Raw genomic sequence first — 23554 nt, forward strand, 5'->3', positions numbered from 1 at the left:
CTCAACCCGCCGCGCGCGACTCATCCAGCTGCAGCTCTACCCCCAGTTGGCCCGACAGGCAGGGCCAGCGTTTCCACGCGGCTTCGGTGTGCGGGTCGCTCAAGCGCTCGCGATAGGCGCGCACCGAGGCCTGGTCGAAGCTGGCCTCGTCGAGCATGCCATCCACCGCGTGATGCACGGCTTGGTCCAGCTGATTGGCGAAGGACTCGCCGATCAGTTGGTGGGCGATCAGGTTGGCCACCGTGGTGTCCAGGGGAATCAATGGCCGGCCAAGATGCTTGATGTAGCGGTCGTTGACCTCCTCGACCAGGCGATGGGCCAGGTAGGCTTCGTCGAGCAGGCCGTCGAGGCCATCATGTCCGGCTATCAGCGCGGGCGGCTGGAGAAAGAACTCTTCGGCGACTTTCAGCACCGGCTTGACCTGCATCTCGATGCCGGCTTCGCGGGCGACCTCATCGGCCGCTTCCAATACATCGGGTACCTGTTCGATATAGGCGCTGACGAAGCGCGTGAGCACCCCCAGGGTGTCGGTGTCGGGCAGGCGGATGGAGGGATGCAGGCGCTCCAGTTGCGTACCCAGTTGCGCAGAGAGTTGCTTGCTGCTGGCTTCGTGCTGGTGAGCGCGCTGGATCAGTTCGCGTAATGCGAGGGTATTCATGACTGCTCCTGAAATGAGGACATGGAGATGAACCTTAGCTGGCTGGAGGCGAGTGCTCAGACGCGATTGTCATAATTTTTTCATACTTATGCGAGAGCGCTATAAGGTGCTACCCCTGATTCTAGCTGGCCCACACCCACCGCGCTGTTTAGCGCAAGGCTTGCGCGGCGTTGGCGATTTACGTTTTGACGTTGCCAGGTCGAAGTCGCCGTCTATACTCGAGTTCGCAAGACAGTACCTGATAACACCGGACGGGCTTCGGCACGGAGAGGTTTCGACAGTTGTCATGGCCGTCGATCCTTTTGCTGCATGCTCCGCCGGCGGGATAACAAGAATGATAAGGGGAACCCGCAATGATGCGACATCCACGCGTTTGGATGAGCCTCCTGCTGTGCTTGGCATTCGGCTCGGCGCACGCCGGCTGGGGGATCAACATGGCGCCCGGAGCTACTGAGGTCAGTCGCTCGGTGTTTGACCTGCACATGACCATTTTCTGGATCTGCGTCGTGATCGGCGTGGTGGTGTTCGGCGCGATGTTCTGGTCGATGCTGGTCCATCGCCGCTCGACCGGGCAGCAGCCTGCGCACTTTCACGAAAGCACCACGGTGGAGATCCTCTGGACCGTGGTGCCGCTGTTGATCCTGGTGGGCATGGCCATCCCCGCGACCAAGACCCTGATCGAGATCTATGACAACACGGAATCCGAACTGGATATCCAGGTCACCGGCTACCAGTGGAAATGGCACTACAAATACCTGGGGCAGGACGTCGAGTTCTTCAGCAACCTGACCACGCCGCAAGACCAGATCAACAACCGCGCCGTCAAGGGCGAGCACTACCTGCTGGAGGTCGACGAGCCGCTGGTGGTGCCGGTGGGCACCAAGGTGCGCTTCCTCATCACCGCCGCCGATGTGATCCACTCCTGGTGGGTGCCGGCCCTGGCGGTGAAGAAGGATGCCATTCCCGGCTTCATCAACGAGTCCTGGACCCGTATCGACGAGCCCGGCATCTTCCGCGGTCAGTGCACCGAGCTGTGCGGTCGGGATCATGCCTTCATGCCGATCGTCGTGGAGGCGAAATCCAAGGAGGATTACGCCACCTGGCTGGCCGAACGCAAACAGCTCGCGGCCGCCGAGAAGGAGCTGACCAGCAAGGAATGGACCCTGGACGAGCTGCTGGCGCGCGGCGAGAAGTCTTATCAGACCGCCTGCGCCGCTTGCCACCAAGCCAATGGCGAGGGGCTGCCGCCGATGTTCCCGGCGCTCAAGGGCTCGGCCATCGCCACCGGCCCGGCAGCAGGCCATATGAATATCGTGGTCAACGGCAAACCGGGCACCTCCATGGCCGCCTTCGGCAAGCAACTGTCGGAAGTCGATATCGCCGCGATCATCACCTACGAACGCAACGCCTGGGGCAACAAGGTGGGTGACATGGTCACGCCACAAGACGTTCTCGCGTTCAAACAGGCTCAGGAGTAAGGACATGAGTGCAGTGATCGACACGCATGGTCATGCCGGACACGACCATCACCACGGCCCGGCCAAGGGCTTGATGCGCTGGGTGCTGACCACCAACCACAAAGACATCGGCACCATGTACCTGTGGTTCAGCTTCGCCATGTTCCTCCTCGGCGGCACCATGGCCATGGTGATTCGCGCCGAGCTGTTCCAGCCGGGCCTGCAGATCGTGCAGCCGGAGTTCTTCAACCAGATGACCACCATGCACGGCCTGATCATGGTCTTCGGCGCGGTGATGCCGGCCTTCGTCGGCCTGGCCAACTGGATGATTCCGCTGATGGTCGGCGCGCCGGACATGGCCCTGCCGCGGATGAACAACTTCAGCTTCTGGCTGCTGCCGGCGGCGTTCAGCATGCTGGTCAGCACCCTGTTCATGGAAGGCGGCGGTCCCAACTTCGGCTGGACCTTCTACGCCCCGCTGTCCACCACCTACGCGCCGGAAAGCGTGACCTTCTTCATCTTCGCTGTGCACCTGATGGGCATCAGTTCGATCATGGGCGCGATCAACGTGGTCGCCACCATCCTCAACCTGCGCGCCCCCGGCATGACCCTGATGAAGATGCCGCTGTTCGTCTGGACCTGGCTGATCACCGCCTTCCTGCTGATCGCGGTGATGCCGGTACTGGCCGGCTGCGTGACCATGATGCTGATGGACATCCACTTCGGCACCAGTTTCTTCAGTGCGGCCGGCGGCGGCGACCCGGTGCTGTTCCAGCACGTGTTCTGGTTCTTCGGCCACCCCGAGGTGTACATCATGATCCTGCCGGCCTTCGGCGCGGTCAGTGCGATCATCCCGGCCTTCGCGCGCAAGCCGCTGTTCGGCTACACCTCGATGGTCTACGCCACGGCCTCGATCGCCTTCCTCTCGTTCATCGTCTGGGCACACCACATGTTCACCGTCGGCATCCCGCTGACCGGCGAGCTGTTCTTCATGTACGCGACCATGCTGATCGCCGTGCCGACCGGGGTGAAGGTGTTCAACTGGGCCAGCACCATGTGGCGCGGCTCGATGACCTTCGAGACGCCGATGCTGTTCTCGGTGGCCTTCGTCATCCTGTTCACCATCGGTGGTTTCTCCGGTCTGATGCTGGCCATCGCCCCGGCGGACTTCCAGTACCACGACACCTACTTCGTGGTGGCGCACTTCCACTACGTGCTGGTGCCGGGGGCGATCTTCGGCATCTTCGCCTCGGCTTACTACTGGCTGCCGAAGTGGACCGGGCACATGTACGACGAGACCCTCGGCAAGCTGCATTTCTGGATGAGCTTCGTCGGCATGAACCTGGCGTTCTTCCCCATGCACTTCGTCGGCCTGGCCGGCATGCCGCGGCGCATCCCGGACTACAACATGATGTTCGCCAACTTCAACATGGTCTCGAGCATCGGCGCCTTCATGTTCGGCGCCACCCAGTTGCTGTTCCTGTTCATCGTCATCAAGTGCATCCGTGGCGGCCAGCCGGCCGCGGCCAAGCCTTGGGACGGTGCCGAGGGGCTGGAGTGGACGATCCCGTCGCCGGCGCCATACCACACCTTCCAGACCCCGCCGGAAGTGAAGTGATGTGCGCTTTTGTAGCAACGAGCTCGCTCGCGATCCGGCGTCCCCTTCGCGGGCAGGTTCGTTCCTGCGGGGATGTGCTGGCATGAGCGAAAGCCTGAGCACCCGCCGCCTGGTTATCCGCCTGTCATTGGTGGTGGTGGCGATGTTCGGCTTCGGTTTCGCCCTGGTGCCGATCTACGACGTGATGTGCCAGGCCTTCGGCATCAACGGCAAGACCGCCGGTGCCTATGAGGCCGGGGCACAAGGCGTGGATGCATCGCGCCAGGTGCGCGTGCAATTTCTCGCCACCAACTCGGCGGATATGGTTTGGGAGTTCCGTGCCCAGGCCGACGAGCTAAAAGTGAATCCGGGGGCGAGCAACGAGATGATATTTATCGCCTATAACCCAACCGATAAGCCGATGACCGCTCAGGCGATTCCCAGCGTTGCCCCCTCCAAGGCGGCGGCGTATTTCCACAAGACCGAGTGTTTCTGCTTTACCCAGCAGGTTCTGCAGCCCGGCGAACGTATCGAAATGCCGGTGCGTTTTATCGTCGATCGCGATCTACCGGCAGATGTACGCCACCTGACCCTGGCCTACACCCTGTTCGATATCACTGCGAGTAAACCGCCTGTAGCCCAGGTGGGCCAATAAGGAGAACAAAGATGGCAGCTCATGAGCAGTACTACGTTCCCGCCCAGAGCAAGTGGCCGATTATCGCCACCCTCGGCTTGCTGATCACGGTCGTCGGGCTCGGCACCTGGTTCAACGACCTCAAGGCCGAACGGGCCGACTCCAACGGCCCGCTGATCTTCTTCGTCGGCGGCCTGTTCCTCGCCTACATGCTGTTCGGCTGGTTCGGCACCGTGATCAAGGAAGGCCGCTCCGGCCTGTACAGCCCGCAGATGGATCTCTCGTTCCGCTGGGGCATGAGCTGGTTCATCTTCTCCGAGGTGATGTTCTTCGCCGCCTTCTTCGGCGTGCTGTTCTACGTGCGCACCTGGGCCGGGCCCTGGCTGGGCGGCGAAGGCGACAAGGGTATCGCCAACATGCTCTGGCCGGGCTTCGAGTACAGCTGGCCGCTGCTCAATACTCCGGATCCCAAGCTCTATCCGGCCCCCAGCGGGATCATCAGCGCCTGGGGCTTGCCCTTGCTCAACACCGTGCTGCTGGTGAGTTCCAGCTTCACCCTGACCTTCGCCCACCACGCCCTGCGCAAGAACCAGCGCAAGCCGCTGACCCTCTGGCTGGCGCTGACCCTGATCCTCGGCGCGGCGTTCCTGGTGTTCCAGGCCGAGGAGTACATCCATGCCTACACCGAACTGGGCCTGACCCTCGGCTCGGGTATCTATGGCGCGACCTTCTTCATGCTCACCGGCTTTCACGGCGCCCACGTCACCCTGGGGGCGATCATGCTGACGGTGATGCTGGTTCGCGTCATGCGTGGCCACTTCAGCCCCGAGCATCATTTCGGCTTCGAGGCGGCCGCCTGGTATTGGCACTTCGTCGATGTGGTGTGGATCGGCCTGTTCACCTTCGTTTATGTGCTGTGAGACGGGCGCTGAAAGCCGCAAGCTGCAAGTAAAAGCGCTTATGGCTTGAAGCTCATCGCTACCACGTCACTTGAGGCACCAGTTGGCCGCTATAGAAGCCCCAGGCGATCAGGGCTACAGTCAGGGCAGTGAGCGTGACCCGAACGGTCAGGGAGTTGACCACACGGGAGGAGCGACCCTCGTCCTTGACCAGGAAGAACAGACCGCTGAACAAACTGACCACTGTGGCCAGTAACAAGAGGACGATTGCGATCTTGAGCATGCGTAACTCCGGGGGGAGAGGAATGTCCTGCAGTAGCAGTATAACCAGCTTGGCCCGCGCTTCGGCGCGTGCGCGATGAACGCCTTTCGCCCCGGCTGGCTGCCCAGTCTGCTGGTGCTGATGCTGTTTCCCGCGCTGATCGGCCTGGGCTTCTGGCAGCTGGCTCGCGCCGAAGAAAAGCGTGAATTGCTGGCGGCCCATCAGGCCCGGCAGCTCGCCGAACCTGTCGCCATCGCCGAGCTCGCGAACCTGGCGAATCCTGCCTATGTGCGCGTCCAGCTGCAGGGCTACTTCGATGCGCGGCACAGTTTTCTGCTGGATAACCGCACCCGTGATGGCCAGGCGGGCGTCGAAATCCTGCAGCCCTTCCATGACCAGGCCAGCGGTCTCTGGCTGTTGCTCAATCGCGGCTGGCTGCCCTGGCCGGATCGCCGCATAACCCCGACTTTCGCCACCCCCGATACGCCGCTTCGGCTGCAGGCCACGGTGTACGTGTCCCTGGGCGATGGCCTGCAACTGCAGCAGGGACCGCAGAGCGGTACCTGGCCGCGCTTGATTAGCGCGGTCAAGCCGGACGAGCTCTGGCAGCAGTTGGGACGCACGGGTCTGCCCCATGAGCTGCGCCTGGAGCCCGGCCCCGGGTCTTTGCGGGTCGACTGGCCGGTGGTCGCCATGAGCCCGGATAAGCACCTGGGCTATGCTGTTCAATGGTTCGCTCTGGCAACGGCCTTGCTCGGCCTGTTCATCTATTTAGGTTTACATAACGCGCGGGAGACTCGCCATGAACCCAGCCATCACTCTGCCTGAAGCGTCAGCCAGCCGCCGTCGCCGCGGGCGCCTGCAGCTGATCATGATTCTCGCCGTGGTTATCGGCCCGATGATCCTGGCCAGCGCCATGTACCAGTGGCGCTTCTGGGTCCCGGAGACTCGCAGCTACCACGGCGAGCTGATCGGCAACGGCCAGACCCGTGCGGATCTCGGCGTGAGCGGCGCGCAGGAGGTGCGCTGGCAGTTGCTGGTGACAGTGCCGGGCCTCTGCGATGCGGATTGCAAGCAACTGGTGTTTCTCGCTCGGCAGATTCATATCGGCCTCAATCGTGATACCGCACGGGCTTCCCATGCCCTGGCCAGCACCCAGCCCCTGGCCGATGACTATGACGCGCTGCTGCACCGTGAGTTTCCGCAGTTGACCCGCTATCGACTGGAGCCTCAGGCCTATGCCGAAACCGCCGGCAAGGTCGAAGGGGCGCAACTCTGGATAGTCGATCCGCACGGCAACTTGGTGCTGCGCTACGACAGCCGCAGCAAGGGCAAGGCGATTCTCAACGACCTGCGGCATTTGCTGAAGATTTCCCAGATTGGCTGACGCGGAGGATGGGATGCTGCCAGCCTGCGCCGCAACAAGGAGCTTCATGATGGGCAAACCCGGTTACCGCCTGGCCTTGTTCGCCACCCTGCTGGCCGTGGTGGTGGTGCTGCTCGGTGCCTACACCCGGCTCACCCACGCGGGGCTGGGTTGCCCCGATTGGCCGGGCTGCTACGGCTTTCTCGGCGTGCCCATGAGCGAGCACCAGCAGGCGCTGGCCGGGGTGCGCTTCCCCGAGGCGCCGGTGGAGGTGGCCAAGGGCTGGTACGAGATGATCCACCGCTATTTTGCCGCTAGCCTCGGCCTGGTGATCCTGGCGCTGGCGGTGCAGGCGCTGCGCCGTCGCGGCGAGCCGGGGCAACCGTTGAAACTGCCGCTGTTGCTGCTCGGGCTGGTGATCCTGCAAGGGGCCTTCGGCATGTGGACGGTGACCCTGAAACTCTGGCCGCAAGTGGTGACCGGCCATTTGCTCGGCGGCTTCGCCACCCTCAGCCTGCTGTTCCTCCTGTGCCTGCGCCTGTCCGGCGCAGCCGCGCCGCTGCCCAGGCTGTCCGCGCGCCTGCGCAGCCTGGCTGCGCTCGGCCTGCTGCTGGTGATCGGCCAGATCGCCCTCGGCGGCTGGGTCAGCAGCAACTACGCGGCGGTCGCCTGCGTGGACCTGCCGACCTGTCATGGCGAATGGTGGCCGGCGATGGATTTCGCCAACGGCTTTCACCTGACCCAGCACATCGGCCCGAATTACCTCGGCGGCCAGCTCGACAGCGACGCGCGCACGGCCATCCACATGAGCCATCGCCTGGGCGCGCTGGCGCTGACCCTGGTGCTGCTGTTGCTGGCCTGGCAACTGCGGCGCGCCGGCTTGGCGCGCCTGGCCGGCCTGCTCCTGCTGGCGCTCGGCGTGCAGATCAGCCTGGGCATCGGCAACGTGGTTTTCCATCTGCCCCTGGCGCTGGCGGTGGCGCACAACGCTGGCGGAGCGCTATTGCTGCTGACCCTGGTGCTGGTCAACTACCGGCTGCGGGCATCTTCTGTAGGAGCGGCGCGGGCGCCTAGCCATGCCCGCGAAACGGAAGCCGCGGAATATCGCGGACATGGGCTAGGCGCCCGCACCGCTGCTACGGCTCTGAGCCATGAAGAGTTCCGCAAGGAGGGTTAGCCGCACCGCGGCTTGATCCACCTGAGATCGAATTGAACGCTGGGTTACGGCCTTTGGCTTACCCCGGCTACGAAATAACAAAAAGGAGAGACCCCCATGGCTACTCTACTGCGCGAACAACAGGCTCACGCCAGCTGGCGCGACTACCTGGAGCTGACCAAGCCCAAGGTGGTGGTGCTGATGCTGATCACATCCTTGGTCGGCATGTTCCTCGCTACCCGCGCTGGCGTGCCCTGGACGGTATTGATTTTCGGCAACCTGGGCATCGGCCTGTGCGCCGGAGGGGCGGCGGCAGTCAACCACGTGGTGGACAGGCGCATCGACTCGATCATGGCGCGCACCCACAAGCGCCCGCTGGCCGAAGGCCGGGTCACCCCGCTGGCGGCGCTGAGCTTCGCCCTGCTGCTGGCGGTGACTGGCCTCAGCCTGCTGCTGGTCTTCACCAACGAACTGGCCGCCTGGCTGACCCTCGCCTCGCTGCTCGGTTATGCGGTGATCTACACCGGCTTTCTCAAGCGCGCCACGCCGCAGAACATCGTCATCGGCGGCTTGGCTGGCGCCGCTCCGCCGCTGCTCGGCTGGGTCGCGGTCACCGGAGAGCTGACCGCCGAGCCGCTGCTGCTGGTGCTGATCATCTTCGCCTGGACCCCGCCGCACTTCTGGGCCCTGGCCATTCACCGCAAGGCCGAATACGCCAAGGCCAATATCCCGATGCTGCCGGTGACCCACGGCGAGCACTACACCAAGGTGCATATCCTGCTCTACACCGGCGCGCTGTTCGCCGTCAGCCTGTTGCCTTACGCCATCCACATGAGCGGCCTGCTCTACCTGGTCTGCGCCATCGGCCTGGGCGCGCGCTTTCTGCACTGGGCCTGGGTGCTGTACCGTGACAGCCAACCGCACGCGGCGATCAACACCTTCAAGTACAGTATCTGGTACCTGTTCCTGCTGTTTATCGCCCTGCTGGTCGACCACTATCAGTTCATCTAGAAGCTACTGCGCTAGGCTATGCAGCGTTGAAACCAGCCTCAGAATGCTCATGTACAACTCGTACACTGCGCTTCTTCGGCTGATTTCGCCTTGCCTAGCCGTCGCTCGTGACGCTTCTAAATGATCTGAGCCCTGCTGCTCAACCTGTAATCGTTGGTGTCATGACCCGTACCCAGATCACCGTTTTCGTTCTCGTAGCCATAGTCGCGCTGGTGCTCGGCTTGACCGTCAACAAAGTGCTCAACAGCCAAGGGCAGAGCGACCCGACCGCGCTGCTCGATGCGGGCATCGTGCTGCTGCCGCAAAGCCGCACGCTGCCCGAGCTGAGCCTGATCGATCAGGACGGCCAGACGGTGGCGGTCGACCAGCTCAAGGAGCAATGGAGCCTGCTGTTTTTCGGCTACACCTTCTGCCCGGATATCTGCCCCGCCACCCTCGCCCAACTGCGCCAGCTGCAAGGCCAGCTACCGGAGCAAACCCGCGCCAAGCTGCGGGTGGTGCTGGTCAGCGTCGACCCCAACCGCGACACCCCGGAGCAGTTGAAGAAATACCTGGCCTACTTCGATGCCGGCTTCATCGGCCTGACCGGTGAGGAAGCCACCCTGCAGAAGTTCGCCAATGCGGTGAGCATTCCCTATATCCCGGCCGATACCAGCCAGGAAAACTACACCGTCGACCACAGCGGCAACCTGGTGATCATCGGCCCGGACGGCACCCAGCGCGGCTTCATCCGTGCGCCGCTGAACAACGCAAAACTGGCGGCGCAGTTGCCGGGGTTGATCAATCCGGTGAAGTGATTGATGAGTGACAACCCATCAAGAAGCTATTGGGCGAACAGCTGGGACCTATCCTTGAACGCCTTGAACTCCAGGGCATTGCCGCAGGGGTCGAGGAGGAACAGGGTGGCCTGTTCGCCGACCTGGCCCGCGAAGCGCACGTAAGGTTCGATGACGAAGCGCGTGCCTCGGGCCTGCAGGCGCTCGGCCAGTTGCTGCCAATCTTCCCAGTCCAGCACCACACCGAAATGCGGCACCGGCACCTCGTGGCCGTCCACCGGGTTGCTGTGCGCGGCTTTTTGGTAGTCCATCTGCGGCGCCTGGTGGATCACCAGTTGGTGGCCGAAGAAATCGAAGTCCACCCAGTGCGCGCTGCTGCGGCCTTCGGTGCAGCCGAATAGCTCGCCGTAGAAGTGCCGGGCCGCAGCCAGGTCGTGGACGGGAATGGCCAGGTGAAAGGGGGCGAGTGCCATGCTGTGCTTCCTTGTGGTGACTGTCCGTTGATTCTCAGCAACAGCAATACTGATTGAAAGCGAATATCCTTGTTCGCAAGCACAAACAAAATTGGTCAGTCGAGGCGGCGATGTTGCGCGAGTTGAGAACCTTCGTGATGGTCGCCCGGCATGGCACCTTCGCCGCCGCCGGCCAGCAGGTTGGCCTGACCCAGTCGGCGGTCAGCGCGCAGATGCGGGTACTGGAACGGGGCCTGGGTGTGCGCCTGTTCGATCGCAGCGGCCGCGCCGCGTTGCTCAACGCCGCCGGTCGGCATGCCCTGCCATTGGCCGAGCAGATGCTCGCCCTGTATGCGCAGATGGCCCTGCCGACGTCGGCGGCCGAGTGGCAGGGCGAGCTGAAAGTCGGCGCCATCGCCAGTGTGCAGACCGGCTTGCTGCCCGACGCCCTGCCGCGCTTTCGGGCGCTGGCGCCACGGGTCGAACTGAAGCTGGTGCCCGGCGTGTCGCTCAATCTGCTCAGCCAGGTGGATGCCGGCGAACTGGATCTGGCGCTGCTGATCCAGCCGCCGTTCGAGTTGCCCAAGGAACTGCTGCAAATCAGCCTGGCACGCGAGCCCTTCGTCCTGATCACGCCCGTGAGCGTTACCGGCGACGACCCGCTGCAGATCCTCGCCGAGCAGCCGTTCGTGCGTTACGACCGGCGCTCCTTCGGTGGCCGCCGGGTCAGCCAGTTCCTTCGCGAACAGCGCCTGAGCGTGCACGAGGCACTGGAACTGGACGAACTGGAGGCCATCGTGCGCATGGTCGAGTGCGGCCTCGGCGTATCGCTGATCCCGCGCGCCGGCTTGTGGCTGCAGCGCCCGACCCAGCTGCGGGTGCTCGAGCTGGGCGCACTGACCTTCCACCGCGAACTGATCGCGGTGCTGCGCCGTGCGCAGCGCCAGCCGGCGCTGGACTGTCTGCTGGAGTGCCTGCGCGAAACGGCGAAGTAGATCCTATATCTGCACGGCCTGCGATCTCGTAGGGTGGATGACGCTTTATCCATCCACCAAATCGCGATGGTGGATGAAAAAGGCGTCATCCACCCTACATAGCTGGTGCGCACGACCTAGGCGTGCACACCAGAACGAACTTGCCGGCAAGAAAAAGCCCGCTGCGGGAGCGGGCTCATATGACTAGCGGGGAAGCGACAGCTTAGAACGCCGGTACCACCGCACCCTTGTATTTCTCCAGGATGAAGGCTTTGACTTCGGGGCTGTTCAGCGCCTTGGCCAGTTTCTGCATGGCGGCGCTGTCTTGGTTGTCCGGGCGGGCGACCAGGATGTTGACGTAGGGCGAGTCGCTGCCTTCGATGATCAGCGCATCCTCGGTCGGGTTGAGCTTGGCTTCCAGGGCGTAGTTGGTGTTGATCAGCGCCAGGTCGACCTGGGTCAGTACGCGCGGCAGGGTCGCGGCTTCCAGTGCCCGCAGCTTGATCGCTTTCGGGTTCTCGGCGATGTCTTTCGGCGTGGCGAGGATGTTGCTGGCGTCCTTGAGGGTGATGATCCCTGCCTTCTGCAGCAGCAACAGGGCGCGGCCGCCGTTGGTGGCGTCGTTGGGGATGACCACATTGGCCCCCTGCGGCAGGTCCTTGAGGTCCTTGATCTTGCTCGAGTAGGCACCGAAGGGCTCGACATGCACGCCGGCGACGCTGGTCAGCTCGGTGCCGCGGCTCTTGTTGAACTCGTCGAGGTACGGCTGGTGCTGGAAGAAGTTGGCGTCCAGGCGCTTCTCGGCGACCTGCACGTTGGGCTGCACGTAGTCGGTGAAGACCTTGACGTTCAGCTCGACGCCATCCTTGGCCAGGGCCGGTTTGACGAACTCGAGGATTTCCGCGTGGGGTACGGCGGTGGCCGCCACGTTCAGGGTTTCGGCCTGGGCCGCGCTGGAAAACGCGGCGACGACGGCGATGGCGCTCAGCAATTTTTTCATCATGAAGCTCCTTGTGGGATAGATGCGGGTTCGGCGGATAGCCGCGATTCAATAAAGCGCAATTATTTGCGGGTGCTGTTTATTTTCTGGAGAAGTGCACCACCAGCTTGTCGCCGACGGTTTGCAGAATCTGCACCAGCACCAGCAGCAGGACCACGGTGACCAGCATCACGTCGGGCTGGTAGCGCTGGTAGCCGTAGCGCACCGCCAGGTCGCCCAGGCCGCCGCCGCCGATCAGGCCGGACATGGCGGTGTAGGACACCAGGGTGATGGCAGTCACCGTCACCGCGGCAAAGATGCCCGGCAGCGCCTCGGGCAGCAGGGCGTTGAGCACGATCTGGCGGGTGCTCGCGCCCATGGCCTGGGTCGCCTCGATGATGCCGCGATCGACTTCGCGCAACGCGGTTTCCACCAGCCGGGCGAAGAACGGCGTGGCGCCCACCACCAGCGGCGGGATGGCCCCGGCCACGCCCAGCGAGGTGCCGGTGACCAGCACGGTGAAGGGAATCATTACGATCAGCAGGATGACGAAGGGCACCGAACGCAGGATATTCACCAGCAGCGACAGCACGCCGTACAGCGCCTTCTGCTCGAACATCTGCCGCGGGCCGGTGAGGAACAGCAGCACGCCCAGCGGCAGGCCGAGCAGCACGGTGAACAGCAGCGAGCCGCCGAGCATGCTCAGGGTGTCGAGACTGGCGTAGCCGATTTCCGCCCAATCGACATTTGGTAGCAGGCGGGTCAGTAGAGCCTCCATCAGCGCAGCACCTCCAAGTGCACGTCGGCAGCTTTGAGGCGCGCCAGCGCGGCGTCCAGGTCGCCGCCGGTCAGGGCCAGGGTCAGTTGGCCGTAGGGGGTGTCCTTGATGTGGTCGATGCGTCCGGCGAGGATGCTGTAATCCACCCCGGTCTCGCGCGCCACCCTGCCGAGCAGCGGCGCATAGGTGGCCTGGCCCTGGAAGGTCAGGCGCAGGATGCGTCCGGTCACATGGGCGAAGTCGTCGTGCAGTTCGTCTTCGTCGACCTGTTCCGCTTCCTGGACGAAGCGTTTGGTGGTGGCGTGCTGCGGATGCAGAAAGACATCGGCCACCGAGCCCATCTCGACGATCACCCCGGCGTCCATCACCGCCACGCGGTCGCAGACCCGGCGGATCACGTCCATCTCGTGGGTGATCAGGACGATGGTCAGGTTCAGCTCGCGGTTGATCTGCGCCAGCAGTTGCAACACCGAGGCGGTGGTCTGCGGATCGAGGGCGCTGGTGGCCTCGTCGCACAGCAGGATCTTCGGCTCGGTGGCCAGGGCGCGGGCGATGCCGACCCGCTGTTTCTGCCCGCCCGACAGCTGCGCCGGGTATTTGTTGGCGTGCTCGCTGAGGCCGACCCGCGCCAGCAGTTCGGCCACCCGCGCCGCCATGGCGCTGCGCGACAGCACCCCGGCCAGCTTCAGCGGCAGGGCGACGTTGGCGGCGACGGTCTTCGACGAGAGCAGGTTGAAATGCTGAAAGATCATCCCGACCCGCTGGCGGAAGCGCCGCAGGCCATTGGCATCCAGCGCGGTGACGTCTTCGCCGTCGATCTCGATGCGCCCGCCGGAGGGCTCTTCCAGGCGGTTGATCAGGCGCAGCAGGGTGCTCTTGCCGGCGCCGGAATGGCCGATGATGCCGAACACTTCGCCACGGGCGATCTGCAGGTCGCTCGGCTGCAGGGCAGGGATATCTTGGCCGTTGACGCGATACGCCTTGCGGACCTGGTGAAAGTTGATCACGCGTTAAACCTTTTGGGTTTGTCGAGCCGCCGGGTAGGCATAAAGGCGCCTAGTCTACCCGGCACTCTTTAGGCCGTAAAAATCTTTGTAGGCCTATGGTTATAGCCAGATCGCATGTACATGCACAGGGCCAAGCGCTTGCGCATGGCCTGGCGACAGACCGCTGCCAGGGCTAGCGCTGCGGGCTGAGCAGCAGTTGCGGGGTCTGCTCGGGCTCGAGTAGCTGACTCATGGTCGGGCTGAAGTCCGCGTCGAGACGCTCGATCCGGGCCTTGAGCAGCGGGGCGAGCCACAGATAGTCGCCGGCCTGGCGGACCTGGATAGCCACTGTGCAGCGGAACTTGACCACATCCGCGGCGACCGCATCGAGCAGGCGGTAGAGACCCAGGTTGTCGCGGCTGTCCAGCATCGGCAGGGCAACGATGCTGCTGGGTGCGGCGGGGTCGATCAGTTGGGCGTGCGGCTCAGGCGCCTCATCGGGCAACTGGATCGCCCTGAGCGCAGCTGCCTGACGCTCGGCGGCCTGGCGCAACTGGCGCGCCTGTTCGCCGCGTGCGGCCTGGGCCTGGGCGGCAGCCTGTTCGGCGGCGTTGCTTGCAAGGTCCGCCGCATCCAGCTCGGTTTGCCGGACCAGGGCAATCGCGCCTCCCAGCCCGGTGGTCAGCGCGGGCGCCTGCGGCATCAACTGGCGCGCCTGGCCAAGGGCCTTGGCCGCACGGTCCAGGTCGCCGGTCTGCAGGGCCGTCTGTCCTTGCTGCAGGTAGGCCTCGGCCAGCTGGCGCTGATAGCGCTCCAGGCGGGCGTCGCCGCTGGCGCGCAACTGCAGGGCGTTGAGCCGGCTTTCGGCCTCGCTCAACTGGCCGCTGGCCAGGCTCTGTTCGAGCAGGCGAAAGTCACCGAGCAGCTCGTCGGTGTTCTGGCCCGGCCCTTGAAGCGTGCTCTGGCACGCAACCAGGAGCAGCGAAATAGCGAGGATGGAAAGACAACGTGAGGCGAACGAGATCATTTCTGCGAGTCTCATGTCGGGCAAAAAACGTGCAATTCTACACCGCCGAGCCGGGCGCCACCAAACCTTGCTGCGCGTGCCCGGGCGATCCCATGTTCATGCCCAAGGCCTGCGACAGCGTAGCCTGAGTCTCAGGCCGTGCGCCGTGGCCAGGCGAAACTGAGCAGGAACAGGCTGGCCGCCGATACCACGATCGAGGGGCCGGCCGGGGTGTCCTGGAACCACGACAGGCTGAGGCCGCCGCAAACGGCGACTATGCCCAGCAGGCTGGCGCCCAGGGCCATCTGCTCCGGGGTGCGCGCGTGGCGCTGGGCCGCCGCCGCGGGAATGATCAGCAGGGAGGTGATCAGCAGCACGCCGACGATCTTCATTGCCACGGCGATTACCACGGCGATCAGCAGCATCAGGCTCAGGCGGATTGCCGCCACCGGCAGGCCTTCGACCCGGGCCAGCTCCTCGTGCACGGTGATCGCCAGCAACGGTCGCCAGAGCACGGCCAGCACGACCAGGACCAGGGCGCTGCCGCCGACGATCCAGGCCAGGTCGGCCGGGCCGACGGCCAGCAGGTCGCCGAACAGGTAGCCCATCAGGTCGATGCGCACGTCCTGCATGAAACTCAGCACCACCAGCCCGAGCGACAGGGTGCTGTGGGCGAGGATCCCCAGCAGGGTGTCCGAGGCCAGCGGCTGGCGGGTCTGCAGGGTCACCAGCAGCACCGCCAGCAGCACGCAGCCGACCGTCACCGCCAGGGTCGGGCTGACGTCGAGCATCAGGCCGAGGGCCACGCCGAGCAGCGCGGCATGCGACAGGGTGTCGCCGAAATAGGCCATGCGCCGCCAGACCACGAAGGAGCCGAGGGGGCCGGCGACCAGGGCCAGGGCCAGGCCGGCGAGCAGGGCGTTGAGCAGAAAATCAGCCATGCTTGCAGCCATCTCCGTGTACGTGTGGTTGGACCGGACCCTTGATGCTCAGGCCGGCGCTCGCTTCGTTGACCACCGCACCGTGCAGGTCATGCTCGTGGTCGTGGCGGTGGTGATAGATCGCCAGGCTCTTGGCGTCCTGGCCGAACAGCTCGACGAACGCCGGGTCGCCGCTGACCTGCTCGGGGTGGCCGGAACAGCAGACATGCCGATTCAGGCAGACCACCTGATCGGTGGTGCTCATCACCAGGTGCAGGTCGTGCGAGACCATCAGCACGCCGCAACCATGGCGGTCGCGCAACTGGGTGATCAGGCGGTACAGCTCGGCCTGGCCGCTGACGTCGACGCCCTGCACCGGCTCGTCGAGCACCAGCAGCTCAGGTTCGCGCAGCAGGGCGCGGGCCAGCAGCACGCGCTGCAGTTCGCCGCCGGAAATGCTCTGCAAGGGGCTGTCGATCACCTGGCCGGCGCCGACTTCGGCCAGCGCCGCCTGGGCGCGGGCGCGATCGACGCCGGGCACCAGGCGCAGAAAGCGCAGCACGCTGAGCGGCAGGGTGACATCGACATGCAGTTTCTGCGGCATATAGCCGATGCGCAGCTTCGGCTTGCGCCAGACGCTGCCGCTATCGGGCTTGAGCAGGCCGAGCACGGCACGCACCAGGGTGGTCTTGCCGGCGCCGTTGGGGCCGATCAGGGTGACGATCTCGCCGGGTTTGACGCTCAGTTGCACATCCTGCAGCACGTTCTGGCCGCGGAAGCTGACGCCAATCCCGGTGAGACGAATCAGGGCATCGCTCATGCGGCCTCCTGGCAGCCCGCACAGAGGCCAACCACTTCAACGGTCTGGCCTTCGACCACGAAACCGACGCTCTGCGCGCCACTGACGATCGCTTCGCTGATCGCCGCCTGCTCCAGTTCGATGGCCGCATGACAACTGCGGCAGATCAGGAACTGGCCCTGATGGGTATGCGTCGGGTGACTGCAGCCGACGAAGGCGTTGAGCGAGGCGATGCGGTGCACCAGGCCGTTTTCCAGGAGAAAATCCAGCGCCCGGTACACGGTCGGCGGCGCGGCGCGGCGGCCATCCTGCTCGCTCAACACGGCGAGGATGTCGTAGGCGCCGAGCGGTTTGTGGCTCTGCCAGACCAGCTCCAGCACGCGCTTGCGCAGGGCGGTCAGGCGCAGACCCTGCTGTGTGCAGATGCCTTCGGCCTCGGCCAGGGCATGGCTGACGCAGTGGGAATGGTCGTGGGGACGTGAGGCGAGCGGTGGCTGAGTCATGGGCTGGGACGGCAGAGACTGGAGACGTTATTATATTACCCGTTCCTTCCAGCTCGAGTGCCCTCCGTGTTACGTCTTTTTTCTGCCATCAGTCTGCTCTGCGCCGTTTTTCTCACCAGCCCCGCCGCCCTCGCCGAGGTGCGCGTGCTGACCAGCATCAAGCCGTTGCAGCTGATTGCCGCGGCCGTGCAGGACGGTGTCGGCAGCCCCGAAGTGCTGCTGCCGCTCGGCGCCTCGCCGCACCACTACGCGCTGCGCCCCTCCGATGTGCGGCGGGTGCGCGAGGTAACGCTGCTGTACTGGGTCGGCTCCGACCTGGAAAGCTTCCTGCCCCGGGTGCTGGCCGCTCGCAGCAAACCCAGCGTCGCCGTGCAGGACCTGCCCGGCATGCACCTGCGCCACTTCGGCGACAGCCATGCCGAGGACGATGGTCACGATGATCAGGCCCATGACGAGTACGACGAACATGAGCAAGAGTCCGCCGACCAGCACGATCACGCGCATCGCCCCGGCAGCCTGGATGCACATTTATGGTTGCTGCCGGCCAACGCCCGGGTAATAGCCGCGAAGATGGCCGCCGACCTGAGCCGCGCCGACCCGGCCAACGCTCCGCGCTATCAGGCCAATGCCAAAGCTTTCGGCGCACGCCTGGAGGCCCTCGACCAGCGTCTGCAAGCCCGCCTGAGCGGTCTCAGCGGCCGGGCCGGCAAGCCCTACTTCGTCTTCCACGAGGCCTACGACTACTTCGAAGCCGCCTACGGCCTCGAACATGCCGGGGTGTTCAGCGTGGCCAGCGAAGTGCAGCCCGGCGCGCGGCATGTCGCCGCCATGCGCGCCCGCCTGGAACAGGCCGGCCCGGCCTGCGTATTCAGCGAGCCGCCGATGCGCCCACGCCTGGCCGAAACCCTGACCGCCGGCCTGCCGGTGACCCTGGCCGAACTGGACACCATGGGCGGCGCGCTGCCAGTGGATGCCCACGGCTATGAAAGCCTGTTGGAGAATCTGGCAGGCGAGTTGGCGGGGTGCCTGGAAGGGCTCTAGGCGCCAGGAGCCAGTCCGAGAATGGCAATCGACTTCAAATCGTAGGTTGGTGCTGAGCTACGAAGCCCAACAAAACCAATTTGTTGGGTCGGGCCGCGCAGGCTTCGCGGAGCTCAGCCTACGCGGCCCGGCCCAACCTACAAAAATCCGTATTCCCGGACCGGCTTCTAGGCAGCCGCCCGCGCTTTCTGCGGCGTACTGCCTCGCCGCCGCCTCAACCGGCCTGCAAACGCAGCAGGGTATGGCCGAGGCCGATATCGTCGATATCCTCGGCCACCACAAAGCCGGCTTCGCGCACGATGGCGATAAAGTCATCGCTGCGGTAGAAGCGGCTGTTGCCATTGGCCAGGCAGGTGAAATACAGCGAGGTGGCATTCAGGCTGTAGGTGGCGGCCTCGAACTGCTGCCGGTCGCAGAACATTTCCAGGATGTAGACCTTGGCGTCGGCGCGCATGGCGGCGCGCACCCGCCGCAGGATGGCGAGGATTTCCATGGGCGCGAAGCAGTCGAGGAACTGGCTCATCCACCAGATATCGGCGTCCTCGGGCAGGCGCTGCTCGGGGTCGAGGATGTTCATCGGGTGGCCCTGCACGCGCCCGGCAAAGCCGGCGGCATGGACGTTGCTCAGGGCCATGTCCAGTTGCCCCGGCAGGTCGACCAGGGTGATCTGCACCTCGGGGTCGTGCTTGCAGCATTGCAAGGCCCACTTGCCGGTGTTGCCGCCGATGTCCACCAGGCGCTGCGGGCGTTCGGCCAGCACTCGCTGCAACAGCTCGGGGAAGGCCCGGTCGCTGTAGTAGTGATCGAAGTTCAGCCAGCTTTGCCGGGCTTTTTCCGGGATGCTCGAGAGCCCCTGGTAGAGGGTCTGCCAGTCGCCGAACTCCTTCAGGCCGGCCGGCTGGCCCGTGCGGATCGCCTCGCTCAGGTGGCTCATGGCGCGGTAACAGACGTCGGCGGTGAAATCCATATTGGCGCGGGTCATGCCGTCATGCAGAAGGAAATGGCCCAGGCGCGCCAGGCGATAATTGCGGCCGTCCTCGGTGACGATGCGCGCACTGAGGGCCATGTCCAACAGTACCTTGACCCCGTACTCGCTGACGCCGCTACGCTCGGCGATCAGCCCCGCAGGCAACCCGCCATCGCCGGCCTGGTCGAGCACCTCGAGAATACCCAGGTCGCGCAAGCTCAATGCGGTTTGAAACGCGATTGGCGCAAAGGCCAGGCGCTGCGCTTCTTCCTTGGCCTGCAGGGCGGAAAGAGGGTCGTGCTGGTACCACTTCGCCATGGTCACTCCGATTGTTGGGCCAGAAACACAGAGCACCACAGGGGGGGCGCCTTGCTGGCAGCGCGAGTATGCGGGTTATTCAGGCAGTGCGCGGTAATAGCGTTTTTTATCGGCGCATTGTCACGGGGGCCTGCCCTCTCAGGCTGTTGAAAAACCACCTGCGTGGCCGATCCGGCTTTAAAAATGGCCTGCTATAGTCCGGCGTTATCGACGCCACCGTCGGTTCACCAGGGAAGGCCCGCATGCTGACCATCGAACGCATCTACCCCAAGCAACTCGACCAGAACAATGCCGACGACCAGAACACCCTGCGCATCCATCTGCAGCGTTATCGTTTCGCCGCTGCCTGCCTGAGCGGCGAGCGCATCCTCGACATGGCCTGTGGTTGCGGCTACGGCACCGCCTTGCTGGCCGAATTGCACCCGGACAAGATTGTGCTGGGGGTGGACATCGACCCGGCCGCCATCGCCTATGCCGAGGAGCACTACCGCCTGCCCAACCTCAGCTACCGCTGCGCCGATGCCCAGAGTTTCAGCGCCGCGCAGCGCTTCGACAGCATCGTCAGCCTGGAAACCATCGAGCACCTGCCAAACCCGCGGCAACTGGTCGCCAACTATGCCGCGCTGCTGGCCGAGCACGGCCAGGTGATCGCCTCGGTGCCCATCACCCCGACCCTGGACGGCAACCCGCACCACCTGCACGACTTCAGCAAAGCCTCGTTCCTCGCCCTGTTCCGCACCCATGGTTTGCGCCCGGGGCAGTCTTTCGAGCAGATCCAGTGGTGGCAATTCAAGGGCTTGTTCGTCAAACGCCCGATCAAGCAGCACCGCTCCGAAGGGGTGGGCAACGCCGTGCTGCAGTACTACCGCAAGCACCCCGCGTACCTGCTGCTGCGCCTGCGCTCGATGCTGCGCTACGGCTTCAGCAATCGCTACCTGACCTGCAATTTCAGGGCGCCCTGAACGCGGGTGGAGTTGCTGAGCGTGGGTAGCCGGCGGCTAAGGGTTGCAAGCCCCGTGGGTGGAGAGAGCCCCTATCCAGGGGGCAAGCAATGTAGTTGCACTGGCTTGGGTCGAACGGGTGAAAACGACCCAAAGCTGCCGGTCGTGACAGGCAACAACCGGCTTGCCGCCATTTCTCCTCTAGCCAACCATCCCCTCCCCACACAAGCCATGCCCCACGACAACCGGCCGGCGCTACGTTCGACGTGCCTGCTAAGGTGAAAGGCAGGATTCGCTCTTATCACCTCGGCGGCAGGAGGAAGGTAGATGGCCAGGCGTGCGGCGGGCAGTTCGGCGGCGGCCGCGGGGATTGCCCTGCAGGCGGCGGCGCTGGATATCTGGGCGCAGAAGTATTGCCTGCATGACCGTGACGGCCAGCCACTGGATGCCGATGTCGATGGCACCTGGCAGCGTATCGCCCGGGCCCTGGCCGAGGTGGAGGCGCCGCCGGTGCGCGAGCATTGGTATGCGGAGTTTCTCTGGGCGCTGCGCAATGGCGCTATTCCGGCCGGGCGGATCGTCGCCAATGCCGGCGCCGAGGCCTACAAACCGGCGACCTCGACCATCAATTGCACGGTCTCCGGCACCATCGCCGATTCCATGGAGGACATCCTCGGCAAGCTGGTCGAGGCCGGGCTGACGCTCAAGGCCGGCTGCGGCATCGGCTACGAGTTCTCCACCCTGCGCCCGCGTGGCGCCCTGGTGTCCGGCGCCGGGGCGCAGACCAGCGGGCCGCTGTCGTTCATGGATATCTTCGACAAGATGTGTTTCACCATCAGCTCGGCCGGCGGCCGCCGGGGTGCGCAGATGGCCACCTTCGATATCGCCCACCCGGATGTGCGCGCGTTCATCGACGCCAAGCGCGAGGATGGCCGTCTGCGCCAGTTCAACCTGAGCCTGCTGGTCGGCGACGACTTCATGCAGGCGGTGGAGACCGACGCCGACTGGCCGCTACTGTTCCCGCTGCATGCCAAGGAGCGCGCAGCGCTGGACCTCGACGATCCGGCCCAGGTGCGCTGGCGCGACTGGCCGTTGCACGACGGCTATTGTGTGCGCGAAGACGGCCTGGTGGCCTGCAAGGTCTACGCCACGCTGCGCGCCCGTGAACTGTGGGACTCGCTGATGGCGGCCACCTACGATTACGGCGAGCCGGGCTTCATCCTGATCGACCGGGTCAACCAGCAGAACAACAACTGGTGGTGCGAGGACATCCGCGCGAGCAATCCCTGCGGCGAACAGCCCTTGCCGCCCTACGGCGCCTGCCTGCTCGGTTCGCTCAACCTGACCGCGTTCGTCGAGGCGCCGTTCGCCGCCGACGCGCGCTTCGATTGGGACAGGTTCCGCCGCGTGGTGCGCATCTTCACCCGCCTGCTGGACAACGTGGTGGAGATCAACGGCCTGCCGCTGGCGGAGCAGCGTGCCGAGATTTTCGCCAAGCGCCGGCATGGCATGGGGTTTCTCGGCCTGGGTTCGGCACTGGCGCTGCTCAAGCTGCGCTATGGCAGCCCGCAGGCCTGCGTGTTCACCGAGGAGGTGGCGCGCGAGATGGCCCTGACCGGCTGGCAGGTGGGCCTGGAGCTGGCCGAGGAGAAAGGCCCGGCACCGCTGCTGGCCGAAGAGTTCGAGGTGACCGCGGCGATGCTGCGCAAGCGCCCGGAGATGGTCGCCGACGGCCATAAGGTCGGCGACCGCCTGCCGGGTCGGGTGCTGCACGCCAAGTATTCGCGCTACATGCAGCAGCTGGCCGAGCAGGCACCGCAACTGGTGGCGGCGCTGGCCGAGCGTGGCGCGCGCTTCACCCACCACAGCTCTATCGCACCGGCCGGCACCATCAGCCTGAGCCTGGCCAACAACGCCTCCAACGGCATCGAACCGAGCTTCGCCCAGTGCTATTCACGCAACCTGATCCGTGCCGGGCGCAAGGCCAAGGACCGGGTCGAGGTGCTCAGTTACGAGTTGCTGGCCTACCGCACGCTGGTCAACCCGCGTGCGCGGCCCGGCGCGGACGACCTGGCCGAGCGGCTGCCGGACTACTTCGTCAGCAGCGAGGACATCAGCCCCAACGAGCACGTGGACATCCAGGCCGCGGCGCAGAAATGGGTCGACTCGTCGATCTCCAAGACCGCCAATGTGCCCGCCGATTACCCCTTCGCGGCGTTCAAGGACATCTACCGGTACGCCTGGCGCCAGGGCCTCAAGGGCTGCACCACCTTTCGCTTCAACCCGGCGGCCTTCCAGGGCGTACTGGTCAAGGAGGCGGATCTGGCGCGCACCCGCTATCGCTTCGAGCTGGAGGACGGCAGCCTGGTGGAGTTGGCGGGCAACGAGGAGGTCGAGTACGACGGCGAAGTGCACAGCGCCGCCAATCTGTTCGAGGCCCTCAAGGAAGGTTATTACGGCAAGTATTGAGCGGAGTTGCCGCGCCGCTTCAGCGGCGGCCGGCCACGCGCATGGGAGCGGGTCATGGTGGTGAAGATCGAACAGCGCATCAAGGGCTTCCAGGTGGTCGACGAGGTCGAGGCGATGCAGCGCGCGGCTGCCGTCGAAACGCCCGCGCCGGTGCAGATGGACGAGACCCTGCAGCGTCCGGAGAGCCTGTTCGGTGTCACCTACAAGATCAAGTCGCCGCTGTTCGAGCATGCGCTCTACGTCACCATCAACGACATAGTCCTTAACGCCGGTACGCCCCACGAGCAGCGCCGGCCGTTCGAGATCTTCATCAACTCCAAGGGCATGGAGCATTTCCAGTGGATAGTGGCGCTGACCCGAATCATGTCGGCGGTGTTCCGCAAGGGGGGCGACTGCACCTTCCTGGTCGAGGAGCTGAAGGCGGTGTTCGATCCGCGCGGCGGCTACCTCAAGCGCGGCGGCGTCTACATGCCGTCGCTGGTAGCCGAGATCGGCGCGGTGCTGGAGCGCCACCTGATCGCCATCGGCCTGCTCGAGGGGCACGAGCTGGATGAAAGTCAACGCCGGCTGCTGGCGCAGAAGTGGGCGGTCTACCAGGCCAGCCA

25 protein-coding genes are annotated in these 23554 nt (G+C 64.8%); 14 read left to right on the top strand and 11 right to left on the bottom strand.

Annotation, left to right across the window (positions count from 1 at the left end):
• Nucleotide 1: 1 nt before the first annotated feature.
• On the bottom strand, nucleotides 2-658 hold the full coding sequence (locus tag ABZE94_RS09635) for a hypothetical protein (protein ID WP_372875311.1): 657 nt from the start codon (nucleotides 656-658) through the stop codon (nucleotides 2-4).
• 353 nt (nucleotides 659-1011) lie between these two features.
• Here ABZE94_RS09635 and coxB point away from each other — a divergent pair, with 353 nt between their 5' ends.
• The 4 genes from coxB (at nucleotide 1012) to ABZE94_RS09655 (ending at nucleotide 5266) form a co-directional block, all read left to right on the top strand.
• Nucleotides 1012-2136, top strand: coding sequence for a cytochrome c oxidase subunit II (gene coxB, locus ABZE94_RS09640; RefSeq protein ID WP_372875312.1), 1125 nt, complete (start codon nucleotides 1012-1014; stop codon nucleotides 2134-2136).
• A 4-nt stretch (nucleotides 2137-2140) separates the two neighbouring features.
• Nucleotides 2141-3733, top strand: coding sequence for a cytochrome c oxidase subunit I (gene ctaD, locus ABZE94_RS09645; RefSeq protein WP_372875313.1), 1593 nt, complete (start codon nucleotides 2141-2143; stop codon nucleotides 3731-3733).
• Nucleotides 3734-3815: 82 nt separating this feature from the next.
• Nucleotides 3816-4367, top strand: coding sequence for a cytochrome c oxidase assembly protein (locus ABZE94_RS09650; protein ID WP_372875314.1), 552 nt, complete (start codon nucleotides 3816-3818; stop codon nucleotides 4365-4367).
• 11 nt (nucleotides 4368-4378) lie between these two features.
• Nucleotides 4379-5266: a cytochrome c oxidase subunit 3 gene (locus ABZE94_RS09655; protein WP_372875315.1), complete on the top strand. Its 888-nt coding sequence runs from the start codon at nucleotides 4379-4381 to the stop codon at nucleotides 5264-5266.
• A 58-nt stretch (nucleotides 5267-5324) separates the two neighbouring features.
• On the opposite strand, the gene ABZE94_RS09660 is transcribed toward ABZE94_RS09655, so the two are convergent.
• Entirely contained in the window at nucleotides 5325-5528 is a 204-nt protein-coding gene (locus tag ABZE94_RS09660; protein WP_318947569.1) for a twin transmembrane helix small protein, read from the bottom strand.
• A 75-nt stretch (nucleotides 5529-5603) separates the two neighbouring features.
• Here ABZE94_RS09660 and ABZE94_RS09665 point away from each other — a divergent pair, with 75 nt between their 5' ends.
• The 5 genes from ABZE94_RS09665 (at nucleotide 5604) to ABZE94_RS09685 (ending at nucleotide 9837) form a co-directional block, all read left to right on the top strand.
• Nucleotides 5604-6335, top strand: a complete 732-nt coding sequence (locus ABZE94_RS09665; RefSeq protein ID WP_372875316.1) for an SURF1 family protein — start codon at nucleotides 5604-5606, stop codon at nucleotides 6333-6335.
• Nucleotides 6310-6894, top strand: coding sequence for a hypothetical protein (locus tag ABZE94_RS09670; protein WP_372875317.1), 585 nt, complete (start codon nucleotides 6310-6312; stop codon nucleotides 6892-6894). Before ABZE94_RS09665 ends, ABZE94_RS09670 begins: the two co-directional genes overlap by 26 nt.
• A gap of 49 nt (nucleotides 6895-6943) precedes the next feature.
• A complete protein-coding gene (locus tag ABZE94_RS09675) occupies nucleotides 6944-8050 on the top strand; it encodes a heme A synthase (protein WP_372875318.1) in 1107 nt (368 codons plus the stop codon).
• Nucleotides 8051-8146: 96 nt separating this feature from the next.
• Nucleotides 8147-9040 (top strand): heme o synthase, encoded by an 894-nt coding sequence (gene cyoE / locus ABZE94_RS09680; RefSeq protein ID WP_372875319.1) that lies wholly within the window; start codon nucleotides 8147-8149, stop codon nucleotides 9038-9040.
• A gap of 161 nt (nucleotides 9041-9201) precedes the next feature.
• Nucleotides 9202-9837, top strand: coding sequence for an SCO family protein (locus ABZE94_RS09685; protein WP_372875320.1), 636 nt, complete (start codon nucleotides 9202-9204; stop codon nucleotides 9835-9837).
• A 26-nt stretch (nucleotides 9838-9863) separates the two neighbouring features.
• Here the strand turns inward: ABZE94_RS09685 and ABZE94_RS09690 are convergent, their stop codons facing one another.
• Entirely contained in the window at nucleotides 9864-10289 is a 426-nt protein-coding gene (locus ABZE94_RS09690) for a VOC family protein (protein ID WP_372875321.1), read from the bottom strand.
• Nucleotides 10290-10399: 110 nt separating this feature from the next.
• On the opposite strand from ABZE94_RS09690, the gene ABZE94_RS09695 reads away from it, so the two are divergent.
• A complete protein-coding gene (locus ABZE94_RS09695; protein WP_318962998.1) occupies nucleotides 10400-11263 on the top strand; it encodes a LysR substrate-binding domain-containing protein in 864 nt (287 codons plus the stop codon).
• Between the two features lie 202 nt (nucleotides 11264-11465).
• On the opposite strand, the gene ABZE94_RS09700 is transcribed toward ABZE94_RS09695, so the two are convergent.
• From ABZE94_RS09700 to zur, 7 genes are all read right to left on the bottom strand, one after another.
• Nucleotides 11466-12242, bottom strand: a complete 777-nt coding sequence (locus tag ABZE94_RS09700) for a MetQ/NlpA family ABC transporter substrate-binding protein (RefSeq protein ID WP_372875322.1) — start codon at nucleotides 12240-12242, stop codon at nucleotides 11466-11468.
• Between the two features lie 79 nt (nucleotides 12243-12321).
• Nucleotides 12322-12999, bottom strand: coding sequence for a methionine ABC transporter permease (locus ABZE94_RS09705; RefSeq protein ID WP_372875323.1), 678 nt, complete (start codon nucleotides 12997-12999; stop codon nucleotides 12322-12324).
• Entirely contained in the window at nucleotides 12999-14006 is a 1008-nt protein-coding gene (locus tag ABZE94_RS09710; RefSeq protein WP_372875324.1) for a methionine ABC transporter ATP-binding protein, read from the bottom strand. The genes ABZE94_RS09705 and ABZE94_RS09710 overlap by 1 nt, the downstream gene beginning before the upstream one ends.
• A gap of 172 nt (nucleotides 14007-14178) precedes the next feature.
• A complete protein-coding gene (locus tag ABZE94_RS09715; RefSeq protein WP_372875325.1) occupies nucleotides 14179-15012 on the bottom strand; it encodes a hypothetical protein in 834 nt (277 codons plus the stop codon).
• 131 nt (nucleotides 15013-15143) lie between these two features.
• Nucleotides 15144-15932 carry a zinc ABC transporter permease subunit ZnuB gene (znuB, locus tag ABZE94_RS09720; RefSeq protein ID WP_372875326.1) on the bottom strand — a complete coding sequence of 263 codons (789 nt, stop codon included), beginning with the start codon at nucleotides 15930-15932 and terminating at the stop codon, nucleotides 15144-15146.
• Nucleotides 15925-16731, bottom strand: a complete 807-nt coding sequence (znuC, locus tag ABZE94_RS09725; protein WP_372875327.1) for a zinc ABC transporter ATP-binding protein ZnuC — start codon at nucleotides 16729-16731, stop codon at nucleotides 15925-15927. Before znuC ends, znuB begins: the two co-directional genes overlap by 8 nt.
• Nucleotides 16728-17213 (bottom strand): zinc uptake transcriptional repressor Zur, encoded by a 486-nt coding sequence (gene zur / locus ABZE94_RS09730; protein ID WP_372875328.1) that lies wholly within the window; start codon nucleotides 17211-17213, stop codon nucleotides 16728-16730. The genes znuC and zur overlap by 4 nt, the downstream gene beginning before the upstream one ends.
• An 18-nt stretch (nucleotides 17214-17231) precedes the next feature.
• Between zur and ABZE94_RS09735 the strand changes: the two genes are divergently transcribed.
• Nucleotides 17232-18254: a zinc ABC transporter substrate-binding protein gene (locus tag ABZE94_RS09735; RefSeq protein WP_372875333.1), complete on the top strand. Its 1023-nt coding sequence runs from the start codon at nucleotides 17232-17234 to the stop codon at nucleotides 18252-18254.
• A 214-nt stretch (nucleotides 18255-18468) separates the two neighbouring features.
• Here ABZE94_RS09735 and ABZE94_RS09740 read toward each other — a convergent pair whose 3' ends face one another.
• Nucleotides 18469-19539, bottom strand: coding sequence for a methyltransferase (locus tag ABZE94_RS09740; RefSeq protein WP_372875329.1), 1071 nt, complete (start codon nucleotides 19537-19539; stop codon nucleotides 18469-18471).
• Nucleotides 19540-19781: 242 nt separating this feature from the next.
• Between ABZE94_RS09740 and ABZE94_RS09745 the strand changes: the two genes are divergently transcribed.
• From ABZE94_RS09745 to ABZE94_RS09755, 3 genes are all read left to right on the top strand, one after another.
• Nucleotides 19782-20501, top strand: a complete 720-nt coding sequence (locus ABZE94_RS09745) for a class I SAM-dependent methyltransferase (protein WP_372875330.1) — start codon at nucleotides 19782-19784, stop codon at nucleotides 20499-20501.
• A 306-nt stretch (nucleotides 20502-20807) separates the two neighbouring features.
• On the top strand, nucleotides 20808-22949 hold the full coding sequence (locus tag ABZE94_RS09750; protein ID WP_372875331.1) for an adenosylcobalamin-dependent ribonucleoside-diphosphate reductase: 2142 nt from the start codon (nucleotides 20808-20810) through the stop codon (nucleotides 22947-22949).
• Between the two features lie 54 nt (nucleotides 22950-23003).
• A partial coding sequence (locus ABZE94_RS09755; RefSeq protein ID WP_372875332.1) for an NrdJb occupies nucleotides 23004-23554 on the top strand: 551 nt, incomplete at its 3' end.

Origin of the sequence: Pseudomonas sp., from assembly GCF_041601375.1 — a bacterium.
Classification (GTDB): Bacteria; Pseudomonadota; Gammaproteobacteria; order Pseudomonadales; family Pseudomonadaceae; genus Aquipseudomonas.

Excerpts from the sequence above, each read along its gene's own strand:
- ABZE94_RS09635 (WP_372875311.1), bottom strand. The coding sequence starts at position 658 with ATGAATACCCTCGCATTACGCGAACTGATCCAGCGCGCTCACCAGCAC.
- coxB (WP_372875312.1), top strand. The coding sequence starts at position 1,012 with ATGATGCGACATCCACGCGTTTGGATGAGCCTCCTGCTGTGCTTGGCA.
- ctaD (WP_372875313.1), top strand. The coding sequence starts at position 2,141 with ATGAGTGCAGTGATCGACACGCATGGTCATGCCGGACACGACCATCAC.
- ABZE94_RS09650 (WP_372875314.1), top strand. The coding sequence starts at position 3,816 with ATGAGCGAAAGCCTGAGCACCCGCCGCCTGGTTATCCGCCTGTCATTG.
- ABZE94_RS09655 (WP_372875315.1), top strand. The coding sequence starts at position 4,379 with ATGGCAGCTCATGAGCAGTACTACGTTCCCGCCCAGAGCAAGTGGCCG.
- ABZE94_RS09660 (WP_318947569.1), bottom strand. The coding sequence starts at position 5,528 with ATGCTCAAGATCGCAATCGTCCTCTTGTTACTGGCCACAGTGGTCAGT.
- ABZE94_RS09665 (WP_372875316.1), top strand. The coding sequence starts at position 5,604 with ATGAACGCCTTTCGCCCCGGCTGGCTGCCCAGTCTGCTGGTGCTGATG.
- ABZE94_RS09670 (WP_372875317.1), top strand. The coding sequence starts at position 6,310 with ATGAACCCAGCCATCACTCTGCCTGAAGCGTCAGCCAGCCGCCGTCGC.
- ABZE94_RS09675 (WP_372875318.1), top strand. The coding sequence starts at position 6,944 with ATGGGCAAACCCGGTTACCGCCTGGCCTTGTTCGCCACCCTGCTGGCC.
- cyoE (WP_372875319.1), top strand. The coding sequence starts at position 8,147 with ATGGCTACTCTACTGCGCGAACAACAGGCTCACGCCAGCTGGCGCGAC.
- ABZE94_RS09685 (WP_372875320.1), top strand. The coding sequence starts at position 9,202 with ATGACCCGTACCCAGATCACCGTTTTCGTTCTCGTAGCCATAGTCGCG.
- ABZE94_RS09690 (WP_372875321.1), bottom strand. The coding sequence starts at position 10,289 with ATGGCACTCGCCCCCTTTCACCTGGCCATTCCCGTCCACGACCTGGCT.
- ABZE94_RS09695 (WP_318962998.1), top strand. The coding sequence starts at position 10,400 with ATGTTGCGCGAGTTGAGAACCTTCGTGATGGTCGCCCGGCATGGCACC.
- ABZE94_RS09700 (WP_372875322.1), bottom strand. The coding sequence starts at position 12,242 with ATGAAAAAATTGCTGAGCGCCATCGCCGTCGTCGCCGCGTTTTCCAGC.
- ABZE94_RS09705 (WP_372875323.1), bottom strand. The coding sequence starts at position 12,999 with ATGGAGGCTCTACTGACCCGCCTGCTACCAAATGTCGATTGGGCGGAA.
- ABZE94_RS09715 (WP_372875325.1), bottom strand. The coding sequence starts at position 15,012 with ATGATCTCGTTCGCCTCACGTTGTCTTTCCATCCTCGCTATTTCGCTG.
- znuB (WP_372875326.1), bottom strand. The coding sequence starts at position 15,932 with ATGGCTGATTTTCTGCTCAACGCCCTGCTCGCCGGCCTGGCCCTGGCC.
- znuC (WP_372875327.1), bottom strand. The coding sequence starts at position 16,731 with ATGAGCGATGCCCTGATTCGTCTCACCGGGATTGGCGTCAGCTTCCGC.
- zur (WP_372875328.1), bottom strand. The coding sequence starts at position 17,213 with ATGACTCAGCCACCGCTCGCCTCACGTCCCCACGACCATTCCCACTGC.
- ABZE94_RS09740 (WP_372875329.1), bottom strand. The coding sequence starts at position 19,539 with ATGGCGAAGTGGTACCAGCACGACCCTCTTTCCGCCCTGCAGGCCAAG.
- ABZE94_RS09745 (WP_372875330.1), top strand. The coding sequence starts at position 19,782 with ATGCTGACCATCGAACGCATCTACCCCAAGCAACTCGACCAGAACAAT.
- ABZE94_RS09750 (WP_372875331.1), top strand. The coding sequence starts at position 20,808 with ATGGCCAGGCGTGCGGCGGGCAGTTCGGCGGCGGCCGCGGGGATTGCC.